11 protein-coding genes are annotated in these 12859 nt (G+C 68.7%); 5 read left to right on the top strand and 6 right to left on the bottom strand.

Annotation, left to right across the window (positions count from 1 at the left end; all coding sequences use genetic code 11):
* Window positions 1-102 precede the first annotated feature (102 nt).
* Window positions 103-2232: a DEAD/DEAH box helicase gene (locus Y706_RS0113535; RefSeq protein WP_028276994.1), complete on the bottom strand. Its 2130-nt coding sequence runs from the start codon at window positions 2230-2232 to the stop codon at window positions 103-105.
* Window positions 2233-2622: 390 nt separating this feature from the next.
* Complete coding sequence (locus Y706_RS0113530) at window positions 2623-3276, bottom strand: MOSC domain-containing protein (RefSeq protein ID WP_028276993.1); 654 nt, start codon at window positions 3274-3276, stop codon at window positions 2623-2625.
* A gap of 187 nt (window positions 3277-3463) precedes the next feature.
* Here Y706_RS0113530 and Y706_RS0113520 point away from each other — a divergent pair, with 187 nt between their 5' ends.
* From Y706_RS0113520 to Y706_RS0113500, 5 genes are all read left to right on the top strand, one after another.
* Entirely contained in the window at window positions 3464-4060 is a 597-nt protein-coding gene (locus Y706_RS0113520) for a hypothetical protein (protein ID WP_028276992.1), read from the top strand.
* A gap of 2 nt (window positions 4061-4062) precedes the next feature.
* Complete coding sequence (locus tag Y706_RS0113515) at window positions 4063-5274, top strand: glutathionylspermidine synthase family protein (RefSeq protein WP_028276991.1); 1212 nt, start codon at window positions 4063-4065, stop codon at window positions 5272-5274.
* On the top strand, window positions 5271-6809 hold the full coding sequence (locus Y706_RS0113510) for an APC family permease (protein ID WP_028276990.1): 1539 nt from the start codon (window positions 5271-5273) through the stop codon (window positions 6807-6809). Before Y706_RS0113515 ends, Y706_RS0113510 begins: the two co-directional genes overlap by 4 nt.
* 9 nt (window positions 6810-6818) lie before the next feature.
* Entirely contained in the window at window positions 6819-8027 is a 1209-nt protein-coding gene (locus Y706_RS0113505) for an acyl-CoA dehydrogenase family protein (protein ID WP_156945148.1), read from the top strand.
* A gap of 290 nt (window positions 8028-8317) precedes the next feature.
* Entirely contained in the window at window positions 8318-8800 is a 483-nt protein-coding gene (locus tag Y706_RS0113500) for a hypothetical protein (protein WP_028276988.1), read from the top strand.
* 79 nt (window positions 8801-8879) lie between these two features.
* On the opposite strand, the gene Y706_RS0113495 is transcribed toward Y706_RS0113500, so the two are convergent.
* The 4 genes from Y706_RS0113495 to Y706_RS25495 form a co-directional block, all read right to left on the bottom strand.
* Window positions 8880-9641, bottom strand: a complete 762-nt coding sequence (locus tag Y706_RS0113495) for an SDR family oxidoreductase (RefSeq protein ID WP_028276987.1) — start codon at window positions 9639-9641, stop codon at window positions 8880-8882.
* Between the two features lie 67 nt (window positions 9642-9708).
* A complete protein-coding gene (locus Y706_RS25500) occupies window positions 9709-11067 on the bottom strand; it encodes a glycosyltransferase 87 family protein (RefSeq protein ID WP_253906793.1) in 1359 nt (452 codons plus the stop codon).
* A 108-nt stretch (window positions 11068-11175) separates the two neighbouring features.
* Window positions 11176-12537: an MFS transporter gene (locus Y706_RS0113485; protein ID WP_028276986.1), complete on the bottom strand. Its 1362-nt coding sequence runs from the start codon at window positions 12535-12537 to the stop codon at window positions 11176-11178.
* Window positions 12534-12859 (bottom strand): winged helix-turn-helix transcriptional regulator (locus Y706_RS25495; protein WP_043436161.1); only part of this gene is annotated, 326 nt, incomplete at its 5' end. The genes Y706_RS0113485 and Y706_RS25495, both read right to left, overlap by 4 nt.

Below are 12859 nucleotides of genomic sequence, written 5' to 3'. Positions count from 1 at the left end.
AATCGGCGGCCGCCGCTGTGACGAAGCGAACACGGGGCCGGAATGCTTAAACAAGAACGGACCGGCTCAGGGAGCCGGCCCGTTCTCAGAGGGTGCTAGTGGTTACCACTTGTTGCGGGGCTTGAAGCCGCCTTCGGTGCGGGGCTTGCGGGTGTCCGCGCCGAAGGTGCGCTGCTCGGAACGCTCGCTGAACGAGCGGCCGCCACGGTCAGCGGAGGACCGCTCGCCGTCGCCCTTGCGGAATTCGCGCTTGAAGCCGCCGTTGCCCTTGAAGTTGCCGCTGCCGCCGGAGTAGCCGCCACGGTCTCCGCCGCGGTCGCCGACACGGTTGCCCTGGTAGGAACCGCGGTCCCCGGCCGGCTTACGGCCGTTGTCGAGCTCCAGGTGGATCAGCTCGCCGCCGATCCGGGTGCGGGACAGCGCCTTGAGCTGATCGGCGCTCAGGTCCGCCGGAAGCTCCACGAGGGAGTGGTCCGAGCGGATGTCGATGCCGCCGATCTGGGCCGAGGAGATGCCGCCTTCGTTGGCGATGGCGCCAACGATGGAACCCGGCATGACGCGCTGGCGGCGTCCGACGGCGATCCGGTAGGTGGCGTTGCCCTCGGTCAGGGTGCGGGTCGGGCCGCGTGAGCCGAAGCCGTCCTTGGAGCGTTCGCGCTTCTGGAACTCGGGCGCCGCCGGCAGTTCCTTGACCAGCAGCGGCTGTCCGCCCTGGGCCATGACGGCCAGTGCGGCGGCGATTTCCGAGGCCGGCACGTTGTGCTCTTCCTCGTAGGAGGAGATCAGGTCGCGGAACGCTGCAACGTCCTCGGACGCGAGGGTCTCCGTGATGCGCTCGGCGAACTTGCCCAGGCGCAGCGTGTTGACGGTCTCGGCCGTGGGCAGGTGCATCTGCTCCACCGGCTGGCGGGTTGCCTTCTCGATGGAACGCAGCAGGTACTTCTCGCGCGGGGTCATGAACAGGATCGCGTCGCCGGAACGGCCTGCGCGGCCGGTGCGGCCGATGCGGTGGACGTAGGACTCGGTGTCGTGCGGGATGTCGTAGTTGACCACGTGGCTGACACGCTCGACGTCCAGGCCGCGGGCGGCGACGTCGGTGGCGACCAGGATGTCGATCTTGCCGTCGCGCAGGGCCTCGACCGTGCGCTCACGCTGCTGCTGCGGGATGTCGCCGTTGATGGCGGCAGCCTGGAAGCCGCGCGAGCGCAGCTTGTCGGCGAGGTCCTCGGTGGCCATCTTGGTGCGGACGAAGGCGATGACGCCCTCGAACTCTTCGACCTCGAGGATGCGGGTCAGCGCATCGAGCTTGTGCGGGCCCATGACCTGCAGGTAGCGCTGGCGGGTGTTGGCGCCCGTGGTGGTCTTGGACTTGACCTGCACCTCGGCCGGGTTGTTCAGGTACTGCTTGGAGAGCCGGCGGATCTGGCTCGGCATCGTGGCGGAGAACAGCGCAACCTGGCGGCCCGCGGGGGTCTGCTGGAAGATCTGCTCAACGTCTTCGGCGAAGCCCATGCGGAGCATCTCGTCGGCCTCATCCAGCACGAGGTACTGGAGTTCGGACAGGTCCAGGGAACCCTTGGCGATGTGGTCGATGACGCGGCCGGGGGTACCGACAACAACCTGGGCACCGCGGCGCAGGCCGGCGAGCTGGGGGCCGTAGGCGGAGCCGCCGTACACCGGCAGGACGGTGAAGTCGTCGATGTGCTTGGCGTAGGAGGTGAAGGCCTCGGCAACCTGGAGCGCGAGCTCACGGGTGGGAGCCAGCACCAGGGCCTGGGTCTTGCGGGACGGGCCGTTGAGGTCGTGGAGCTCGGCCAGGCGGGACAGTGCCGGTACTGCGAATGCTGCAGTCTTACCGGTACCCGTCTGGGCCAGGCCCACGACGTCGCGGCCTTCGAGCAGCAGCGGGATGGTTGCTGCCTGGATCGGGGACGGCTTCTCGTAGCCGACGTCCTGCAGGGCGGCCAGGACACGGCCATCGATGCCGAGGTCTACGAACTTGACGCCTTCTTCCTCGGCGTCCTCGTCCTTGGCCGGGGCGGAAGTGGCCTCGGTCTTGGTGTCAGCCTGCGGGGCAGCTTCGGCCGCCGGTGCTACAACGTTCGCAGGAGCCTCGGTGAATTCCGGGGCGGAGCCGGCTGCGGGGGCAGCCGTTTCAGAAGTCTCGACGTCGGCCTGGGTGTTCTCGGTGGCGAGTTCGGTGTCGACGGAGTTGTTCTGATTTTCGGGCATAGGTGAAATTTCCTCATCCATAGGGGCCAAGCGGCACAACCCGAGGTGAGCGGAGCCGCAGTACGCGTGACACGAATTGCCGGGCGTACGGTTGACCGGCGGGTCACATAGAAGTCCGGCGCTTTCGCAATCCCGTGGCAGGACTTCCCGCTGCATCTCTTGGCTGCTATCCCAGCAGTCTGTACAGCGTTTTCTTTTGCCGGCTCTCCCTATGAAAATGCCCGCATCACATTTGCGGGCCCCAACACTTGCCAGTCCTGCCTCAAGAATTGGGCAGGAATAAGGGATTTCCGGAGTGGGGGATATTTCAAGTGTAGGGCATGGAGCGGAACAGTGGTAATTGAGAGGCCGACGGGGGCTGGTGAGCTTGCGCACACCGGCTCCCCACGCCTAGACCCCGGGACGGCGCTGCAGCTGTTCGAACCTCTGGTGGTACTCGGGCTGCAGGCGGATCTGGCCGTCGGCGTCGGCGTCGCGCAGGGCCTCCATGTCCTCCAGGGTGGGATCGGTGAACCACTTGGCGATTGTCACGCCGTGGGCAGGGACAAAGAGCCGGTGGATGTGGTCTCCGGCCTCGATGCTGCCGGTCCGGACCACGCGGAGGTAGGTGCCCACCCTGCCGGCCTCGGTGAACCGCTGGACCCAGTGCGGCTCGCCCATCCGCCGCTGGAAGGTGGCGCAGGGGATGCGCGGGGAGGTGACTTCCACCTCGACGTCCAGTCCGACCTTCCACCGTTCGCCGATCACGGCGTTGGAGGCGTTGAGGCCCGTGATCCGCAGGTTTTCGCCGAAGATGCCCGCTGGCATGTCCCGGCCGAGTTCGCCGGCCCAGTAGTCGGCGTCGTCCTGCGAGTACGCGTAGAGTGCCTGGTCCTCGCCGCCGTGGTGGATCCTGCTCGCCTGGATATCGCCGCGCAGGCCAAGTTTGTGGACTTTCACCGGTCCGTCCACGGGGCGCTTGTCGATCGCGGTGACCCCGACGCTGCCGGGATCATCGAGCAGCTGGTGAACCCTGCAGACAGCAAGCACGGATGCGGTTTCCATGGCACCAGTGTAGGCCTGCGGCGTGCCCGCGGCCCCGGACTCAGCGCCGGCACGCTTCCCACGCGCCCGCCGCAGACACGGCGCGCCTTTTCCATCGCCCGGGATCCGGAGGCCGGTTAGGCTGGCGTCGGGAAAAGCACGCAAGCCTTCCGCGGGATACCCTGCGGCCAGACGTGAGGGGACACATTTGGGCCGAAACGACGAGCACCCGGACAGTCCACGGCAGGACCGGAAGCAGCCTCCGTGGCAGATTCCACAGCCGGAGCTCCGGCCCGAGCTGCAGAACCAGTCCGGCCAGCCCGCGCCGCCGGGACTTCCGGCTGACGCCACTGCCCCCGCCGTGGTTGACCCCTTCGCCCTGGAACGCGAGCGCGGCCTGGCGGCCGCGGCGGCGCGGAAGAAGCGTTCGCAGCGCCGTACCGTCGTCGTCGGGCTGGGCGTCACGGCGCTCCTGGCCGGCACGATCACCGCCATGGTGGCCAGCAACGAGGACGAGGCCGACTACGCCCAGGTGTGCTTCAACGACGACACCGGCGAGCGGGTCGACGATGCCCAGTGCAACAACAGCAGCACGGACGGCCGCAGCTCCGGCATCTACGCCTGGTACTTCTACTCCCGCGGCGCCAGCGTGCCCGGGTTGGGCCAGAACCGGTCGGGCTACCCCAGCTACAGCAGGACCGTTCCCACCGGGGCCAAGGCGTCCACGGGGTACAGCGCCAAGGGCGGCACGGTCAGCAGGGGCGGCTTCGGCGGCAGCGCCAAGGGCGGAAGCACGGGGGGCTAGGGATGAAACGACTGGGATCCGCGCCGCGGCCGGACTGGAAACAGCGGATTGAAGCACAAGGCCTCGTATTCTCCACCACGGCCCTGCCCGACGGCACGAACGTCGAGTACTGGCACGAAGGCGCCTACTACGAATTCACCATGGACGAAGTGGAGACCCTCGAAAAGGCCGCCGAGGACATGCACCGCATGTGCCTCGAGGCCGCGAAGTTCCTCGCCACCGGGGCCATGGGCAACATCGGGATCGGGCCGCAGGCCATGGAACTGGCGGCTGCATCGCTGCAGGCCGGCGATGTGGACGTCTACGGCCGCTTCGACTTCGTCTACGACGGCCGGGGCGGCCCGGCCAAGATGCTGGAGTACAACGCGGACACCCCTACCGGACTCATTGAGGCCGCCGTCGCCCAGTGGTTCTGGCTGCAGGACGTCCTTCCCGAAAAGGACCAGTGGAACGGCATCCATGAAGCGCTCATCCGACAGTGGAAGAGGCTGCAGTACCGCACCGGCATGAGCACCCTCCACGTCGCCCACTCCGAGGCGGAAGAATCCGGCGAGGACTGGATGACGGCGGCCTACATGCGGGACGTCGCGAGCCAGGCCGGCTGGACCACCATCGGCATCAACATGTCCGACATCGGCTGGGATCCGGACCTCAACCGCTTCGTGGACCTCGACAACTTCATGATCAGCACCATGTTCAAGCTCTACCCCTGGGAACTGATGATGAAGGAGCCGTTCGGGCAGCGGCTGCTGCAGCGCGCCCACAACCCGCGCTGGGTGGAGCCGGCCTGGAAGATGCTCCTGTCCAACAAGGCCCTGCTCGCGGCGCTCTGGCACCTCTACCCGGACCACCCCAACCTGCTTCCGGCCTATCTTGACGGTCCCGGGCCGCTCAAGGAGTGGGTGGCCAAGCCGCTGCACGGCCGGGAAGGGGACAACATCAGGATCCACGCCGCCGGCATCGACCTCGAACAGCCCGGCGACTATGGCCGGGAAGGCTGGTGTTACCAGCAGTTCCATGCCCTTCCCGATTTCGACGGCAACCGCCCCGTGCTCGGCCTCTGGGTGGTCGACGGCGAATCGGTCGGCTGCGGCATCCGCGAGTCGGACGGGCCCATCACCGACTACTTCTGCCGCTTCGTGCCCAACACGATTGACGCGCCCGCCCCGGCCTCGAACCAGGCCCACTCCAGCAAGGCAGGTATTGCCCTATGAGCACCGGAACCACGACGACGACGACGGCCGGCGGCCCCGGGGGTCCCGCGGCAGTTCCGGCCAAGGGACTGCGCGCCGGGATCCTGGATCTCGGAGACTCCGTCATGTTGGGGCTGGCCTCCACCGCGCCGGTCTATTCGCTTGCGGCGACCCTGGGACTGATCGTGGCGGTGAACGGCAACTACACCCCGTTGATCCTGCTGCTGGGCTTCGTGCCCGTGCTCTTCATCGCCTTCGCTTTCCGTGAGCTCAACAGCGCCATGCCGGACTGCGGGACCACCTTCATCTGGGCCCGCCGGGCGTTCGGTCCCTGGGCCGGCTGGCTGGGCGGGTGGGGCGTGGCCCTGGCCGGCGTCGTGGTCCTGGCCAACCTCGCCCAGGTCGCCGGGCAGTACCTGTGGCTGCTGATCGGCGACGGTTCGCTGGCCGGGAACAGCCTCGTGGTCACCGCCACCGGTGTGCTGTTCATCGTGTTCATGACCTTCGTGAACTACCGCGGCATCCGCCTCGGGGAACATGTCCAGCGGGTCCTGACCTACGTGCAGTACCTCTCGCTGGGCATCTTCGCGATGGCAATCATCTTCCGGATCGCGGGCGCGGTGCCCGGCGCGGCCACTGGCCAAGCCTTCGCCCTTGAGTGGTTCAGCCCCGCCGGTGCGTTCGCCGATCCCGGCGCGGTGGTGCACGGAGCCCTGCTGGCCCTGTTCATCTACTGGGGCTGGGACACCTGCCTCGCGGTGAACGAGGAGACCGAAAACCCTGCCACCACGCCCGGCCGAGGCGCCGTCATTTCCGCGCTTGTCCTCGTGGCGATCTACGTCTCTGTGGCCCTGCTGGTGATGATGTATGCCACGGTGGGCACGGAAGGGATTGGGCTGGGCAACGAGGCCAACCAGAACGATGTCTTCCTGGCCATGAAGGACGTGGTGCTGGGCCCCTGGGGCTGGCTGATCGTCGTCGCCGTCCTGGCGTCGGTGCTGTCCTCGACCCAGACCACCATCCTTCCCACGGCCCGCGGCACCTTGTCCATGGGCGTGCACGGAGCCCTGCCGCGCAGGTTCGGCGAGGTCCACCCGCGCAACCAGACGCCAGGGTATTCCACCCAGGTCATGGGTGCCGCGGCCGTCGCCTATTACGTCCTGATGAGTCTCCTGAGCGAGAACCTGCTCGCCGATTCCATCACGTCGATCAGCTTGTTCATCGCGTTTTACTACGCCCTGACCGGCTTTGCGTGCGGCTGGTACTTCCGCGCGACCCTGCGCGGCTCGGCGCGGAACTTCTGGTTCCGCGGCGTCATGCCCCTGCTCGGCGCCCTTATGCTGACTGCGGCATTCTTCGTCTCGGCGGTGCAGATGTGGGATCCGGACTACGGTGATACGCAGATCTTCGGCGTCGGCGGGGCCTTCATCAGCGGCGTGCTGCTCCTGGGGCTGGGCGTGGCGCTGGCCGCCGTCTGCCGTTTCGCGCCGTCCACGCGGGGCTACTTCCTGCAGCACCACCCCGCCGCCGGCGCGCCCCTGCAGGTGCGGCCGTAGGATGCTGGCATGAGCAACGAAGCTGGCATGAACAATGAGGCCAACCTTTCCGACGTCTCCGATGTCCTGGCCATCGATTCCCTGCTGAGCGCGGAGGAGCGCACCGTGCGCGAGCGGGTCCGCGATTTCACGAACCAGCGGATCCGGCCGGGCATCGCCGGCTGGTACGAGGACGCCGTGTTCCCGCTCGAGCTCGCCCCGGAACTTGGCGAGCTCGGCGTGCTCGGCATGCACCTGGAGGGCTACGGCTGCCCCGGACGCTCCGCCGTCGAATATGGCCTGGCGGCGATGGAACTCGAGGCCGGTGATTCGGGCGTCCGCACTTTCGTCTCCGTGCAGGGCTCCCTCGCCATGACAGCCATCCACAAGTGGGGCTCCGAGGACCAAAAGCAGGAGTGGCTCCCCCGGATGGCCGCCGGCGAACTGATCGGCGCATTTGCCCTGACCGAGCCCACGGCCGGCTCGGACCCTGCCTCGATGAAGACCTTCGCCCGCCGCGACGGCTCCGGCGACGACGCGGGCTGGATCCTGGACGGCGCGAAACGCTGGATCGGGCTCGCCTCCGTGGCCGGCGTGCTTGTGGTGTGGGCCATGACCGACGACGGCGTGCGCGGCTTCCTCGTCCCCGCCGGCACCGCGGGCGTCACCGCGACGCCGATCGGGCAGAAGCTCTCGATGCGCGCCTCCATCCAGTGCGACATCACGTTCGACGCCGTCCGGCTGGGCCAGGAGTCGCTGCTGCCCGCGGCGCGCGGGCTGAGGGGTCCCTTCTCCTGCCTCAACGAGGCTCGGTACGGGATCGCGTGGGGAGCTATGGGCGCCGCGCGGGATTCCTATGAGGCCGCGCTGGCGTACTCCCAGGAGCGGCTGCAGTTCGGCAAGCCGCTGGCCGGGTACCAGCTGACGCAGGAGAAGCTGGTGAACATGGTCCTGGAGATCCAGAAGGGCACGCTTCTGGCCCTGCACCTGGGCCGGCTCAAGGACGCCGGCAGGCTGCGTCCGGAGCAGATCTCGCTCGGCAAGCTGAACAACGTGCGGGAGGCACTCAGCATTGCCCGGGAGGCGCGCACGATTCTGGGCGGCAACGGCATCACGCTGGACCATTCCCCGCTGCGGCATGCCGCCAACCTGGAATCCGTCCGGACCTACGAGGGCACCGACGAGGTCCACACCCTGATCCTGGGCCAGCACATCACGGGTCTCCCCGCGTTCCGCTGAGAGCCGCGGAGTATTTCGCGGCAGTGCTTCCGTGTCCGCTCCTCACGCGATACGGATGAGGCCAGATGCAAGTGGTGACTGCTGGGTTTTCGGGTAGCCAACACTCGTGTTCTCCCGGGGGCGCATTCGTACAGTGGTGCCATCGCCACCGGAGCAGAGGCAGCCAAATAGCCCACGGCACTTCTTCTCTGGCCGGTCGAACCGACGTCGTCCCGCCCGTCCCAGACACAGGAGCTGAGCACCCTGCGTGCCCGACGGGCGGAACGGGCTGCCAAGTAAAGGGGGACATCATGAGTCTCAACGCAAAGCCAGCCGCGTGGACACTTCGTTTCTTTCCGGCACGTCACGCCACTGCCGGCGCGGGCGGGGACGGCCAGGACAGTTCCGCTTCCGACTTTGGACCCCACCGGCACCGGGCCCGCATCAGCGCGGCACTCGTCCTGGACCGCGACCGGCTTCAGGAGAGCACGGGGACGGTCCAGTCGTGGAAGTTCCACGACTTCGTCAGCACCTTCCAGCTCATGCTTCCCCACCGGGTCGAAAAGATTCACCAGGCCCTGGCCGTCGGGGACTGGGAGGGCGCGCGCCTGGCCGCCCAAAGCCTGTCCTGGTCCGCGTCCAAGGCCGGTGCGTGCCGGCTCGAACTCATCGCCGACCTCATCGATGCCGACCTCCAGTCCGGACGCAAGAGCCGGGCACGGGAGACGGCCTGCCTCCTCCAAGGCGCCGCCACCGAACTGGCAACAGCCCTCGCCCTGCTGACCGCCGGCTGAGCGGGGCCGGCCACCACAGGACACTGCCCAAAGACCAAACACGCTCCACGAATCAGAGCGTCACCGGGGTCCCAGAGGCTCAGGCGGAGAATCCGCCGTCGGCCTTGACCAGCTGCCCGGACATCCAGCGGCCCTCGGGCGAGAGCAGGAACGCGACGGAGCCGGCCACGTCCGCCGGTGTGCCCAGCCGGCCGCCGGGGTGCCGGCGGGCCAGTTCGTCACGGAGCGGCTCATCCATCCAGCCGGTATCCACCGGCCCCGGGTTCAGGACGTTGGCGCTTATCCCGAGCGGGCCGAGTTCGCGGGCGGCGGCGATGACGATCCGGTCCAGGGCGCCCTTTGATGCCCCATAGGGCAGGTTGAAAGCAGTATGGTCGCTGGTCAGGGCCACGATGGCGCCGCCGTCGGGACCGGCCTGCCGGGCGAAAGCGGCAATCAACTGCCAGCTGGCCCGGGTGTTGACCGCAAAGTGCCTCTCGAAGCTCTCCAGGGACGTGTCCAGGATGGAGGAGTCCACGGATTCTGCGTGGCTGAGCACCAGGCCCTGCAGGATTCCGGCCTCCGCCGCAGCGGCGGACATCAGCCGGTCCACGGCGTCCGCGTCCTGGAAATCCGCCGGCAGCGCCACAACGGCGGCGCCGATCGCCTGGAGCTCGGCGGTGAGGCGTTCGACGTCGTCCGGCTGGACTCCCCACGGCATCCGGGCGTCGTAGGCCTGCCAGTACGTCAGCACGAGGTCCCAGCCGTCCGCGGCGAGGCGGCGTGCGATGCCCGCGCCGATTCCGGCGAGCCTGCCGACCCCGGTGACAAGGGCCCTCTTACGTCCGTCGGGTGAGCTCATGCCGAACAGCCTAGCGGTGGCGGCCGCCGCGGCGCCTGCTAAGTGCGGGACCCGCTAAGTGCGGTGCCTACAAGGAGGCTGAGGGAGTGGAGACGGCGGCCCGGACGTCCCGCTCGGCAACCGGCTCGGGGGCAAGGTCCGGCTCCGGCCCCAGCGGATCCCGCCGCAGGGCCACGAGCCAGCACACCAGCAGGGCCAGGGCGCAGAAGACGCCGGCGCTGGAGGCCATGATCCACACCCCGGGCGTCTGAATGTCGAGGTTTTCGGCGCCGAGGGCCGTACCGATGGTCTTGGGCGAGAACAGGAATACGAGGATCGACAGACCCAGCACGCCGCCCATGGTCCAGCGCATCCCGACGTACCGGCGCGGAGCTTCCCGCAGGGTCCAGGCGAAAGCCGGAAAGACCGCCGCGACCCACACCCAGTGGTGGGACCACGAGACCGGGCTGATCAGCAGCATGGTGAGCGCGGTCGCCGCTACGGCCACGACGCGGGCACCCTGATCGCTGGCGGCCTTGATCACTGCGGCGCCCACGGCCACAACCGCCAGGCTCAGCAGCAGCCACGGCACGGTGACGTGCGCTTCCGGGACCCCGAAGTGCAGCAGGGCGCCCTTAATGGACAGGTTGTCCACATAGCCTGCTCCCCCCATCCGGGAGGTGTCGGGCAGCATCTGGAGCCAGAACTGCAGGGATTCGGCGGGCCGGAGCAGCCAGCCGGCCGCCACGGTGGCGGTGAAGCCGGCCGCCATGTTGCCCAGCCCGCGCCAGTCCTTGCGGACCAGAAAGTAGAGCCCGAACACCAGGGGCGTCAGCTTGATGCCGGCGGCGACGCCCACCAGGAAGCCGCTGCCGGGGAAACCGCGGGCCCAGCGCCGGTTGCGGGCCAACAGGTCCACGGCGATCAGGCCCATCAGCAGGGCGTTGATTTGGCCGAACACCAGGGTCTCGCGCCAGGGACCCAGGTTCAGCACCGCCAGGACCAGGACGGCGGCGGCCCAGCCGTTGCCCGGTGCCCGGAAGGTGTCGCGCCAGGAGGTTTTCGCGTTCCAGTACCGGACCGTTCGGACCGCGGCCAGGATCGCCACCCCGGCTCCGGCGGCGTTGAACAGGGTCAGCGCCGCCGGCAGGGGCAGCCGGGCCAAGAGGCCGAAGACGATGGCGGCGAACGGCGGGTAGGTAAACATCAGCGCCGGTCCGCCGGCCCAGTCCACGTTGCCCGCATACAGCGCTGAGGGTGCCGCGCCGGCGTCGTTGAGGATTTTGCCGCCGTACCAGTAGACGCTGAAGTCCAGGCCGTGCTTGCCCCAGACTCCGAGCGAGATCCAGATGAAGTAGGCCACCGCGGCGATGGCCGGGATGACGGAGAGCCGGAACAGGTGCGGGACGGGTGAATACCGCGCCGGGCTGCGGTCTGAAACGGGCACTGACATGTACTCCCCCATCGGGCTGCTGATGTAGGCGCTGGCCGTTTGGTCGGTTCCGTCCAGGGCGGCGCAAACGCGCCCTCGCTGTCGGGTCAGTCTACAGAACAGCTACGCCGGGACCGGGACGGACTCCGGCTTCCGGGCGTCCTTGCGGATGGTGGCGCTGATGACGGCGGCGATGGTGCACATGGCCGCGGCGGCGAACCAGGCGTAGGTGTACTGGCCGGTGGCGTCCCGGACCGCCCCGGCAGCCAGGGCAGCGGCGGCCGCGCCGAGCTGGTGGGCCGCGAACACCCAGCCGAACACGACGCTCCCGTCGGCACCGAACACCTGGCGGCAGATCGCGGCGGTCGGCGGCACCGTGGCGACCCAGTCCAGGCCGTAGATGACCACGAACACGATCATGCTGGGCTGGACGGTGGCGCTGAGCAGCAGCGGCAGGACCAGCAGCCCGATCCCGCGGAACTGGTAGTACACGGCGAGCAGGATCCGGGGGTTGAAGCGGTCCGTGAGCCACCCGGAGGCGATGGTGCCGATGATGTCGAAGAGGCCGACGACGGCGAGCAGGCCCGCCGCGGTGGTTTCGGGCATTCCGTGGTCGTGGGCGGAGGGGATGAAGTGGGTGCCGATCAGCCCGTTGGTGGTCGCGCCGCAGATCGCGAAGCCGGCCACCAGGGCCCAGAAGGTACGCACTTTGCTGGCCCGTTTGAGGACCTGCAGGGCACGGACCGCGGCGTTCCGGCGGGGCTCCTGCTCTTCCTGCCCGGCGGCCGGTCCTGTCGGTTCGGGTCCGCTGGATTCCGTGCCGGCGTTCGGGCCGGGGGCCGGCGGCGTCGCCCCGTAGGGCAGCACGCCGACGTCGGCCGGTGAGTTCTTCAGGAACATCAGCACGAGCGGCACCACGGCCAGCGCGCCGGCACCGATCAGGAGCGAGGCCTGCCGCCAGCCCGGGTCCTGGGCAAGGGCGGCGATGAAGGGCAGGAACACGAGCTGTCCGGCGGCGCTGCCGGCGGTGAGGATGCCGATGACCAGGCCGCGGCTCTTGGCGAACCAGGTGTTGGCGATGGTCGCGGCGAAGACCAGCGCCATGGACCCGGTGCCGAGCCCGATCAGCAGCCCCCAGGTCAGCAGGATCTGCCAGGACTGGGTCACGAGGACCGTCAGTGCGCTGCCGGCGCCGATCAGCATCAGGGCCACGGCCGTGACTGCGCGGATGCCGAAGCGTTCCATGAGCGCTGCCGCGAACGGTGCCGTGAGCCCGAAAAGCACGAGGTTGATGCTGACCGCGGCGGAGAGCACGGTGGTGGACCAGCCGAACTCGTTCTGCAGCGGCACCATCAGCACACCCGGGGCCGCCCGGAACCCGGCCGCGCCGACCAGCGCGAGGAAAGCCACAGCGGCGACGGTCCACGCCGGGTGGATGCGGCGGCGGACCGGCGCCGGGGTCACGGTGGTTTCGGGGGCATTCATGCGGCGGTTCCGTTCTGGACAGGGGTCCCGGTGCCGGCCGAGGCCAGCGGCACGGGGTCCGCGGTGCGGGAGAGGCTGTGCCAGCTCGTGTTGGCGGCCGTCAGCGGTTCCCCGCAGGCCGTGCACGTGTCAGCCGAGGAGGTCCTCTCCCCGCAGCCGCTGTGGATGACGAACATGTGTGCCTGCCCGGACGGCGCCGGGAGATGCTTTTCGGCCCAGATCACGACGGCGTTGAGCACCGGGAGGGCGTCTTCGCCCATGGCGGTGAGGACGTATTCCTGGCGGGTGCGGCCGCCGTCGTCGTAGGGCCTCCGGGCCAGGA

It is taken from the genome of Arthrobacter sp. I3 (assembly GCF_000520575.1).
Classification (GTDB): domain Bacteria; phylum Actinomycetota; class Actinomycetes; order Actinomycetales; family Micrococcaceae; genus Arthrobacter; species Arthrobacter humicola_A.
This window is presented reverse-complemented; position numbering and strand designations above follow the sequence as displayed.

What these genes read in the sequence shown, in the direction of transcription:
- Y706_RS0113505 (WP_156945148.1), top strand. Translation starts at nt 6,819, where the DNA reads ATGAGCAACGAAGCTGGCATGAACAATGAGGCCAACCTTTCCGACGTC.
- Y706_RS0113510 (WP_028276990.1), top strand. Translation starts at nt 5,271, where the DNA reads ATGAGCACCGGAACCACGACGACGACGACGGCCGGCGGCCCCGGGGGT.
- Y706_RS0113495 (WP_028276987.1), bottom strand. Translation starts at nt 9,641, where the DNA reads ATGAGCTCACCCGACGGACGTAAGAGGGCCCTTGTCACCGGGGTCGGC.
- Y706_RS0113530 (WP_028276993.1), bottom strand. Translation starts at nt 3,276, where the DNA reads ATGGAAACCGCATCCGTGCTTGCTGTCTGCAGGGTTCACCAGCTGCTC.
- Y706_RS0113515 (WP_028276991.1), top strand. Translation starts at nt 4,063, where the DNA reads ATGAAACGACTGGGATCCGCGCCGCGGCCGGACTGGAAACAGCGGATT.
- Y706_RS0113535 (WP_028276994.1), bottom strand. Translation starts at nt 2,232, where the DNA reads ATGCCCGAAAATCAGAACAACTCCGTCGACACCGAACTCGCCACCGAG.
- Y706_RS0113500 (WP_028276988.1), top strand. Translation starts at nt 8,318, where the DNA reads ATGAGTCTCAACGCAAAGCCAGCCGCGTGGACACTTCGTTTCTTTCCG.
- Y706_RS0113485 (WP_028276986.1), bottom strand. Translation starts at nt 12,537, where the DNA reads ATGAATGCCCCCGAAACCACCGTGACCCCGGCGCCGGTCCGCCGCCGC.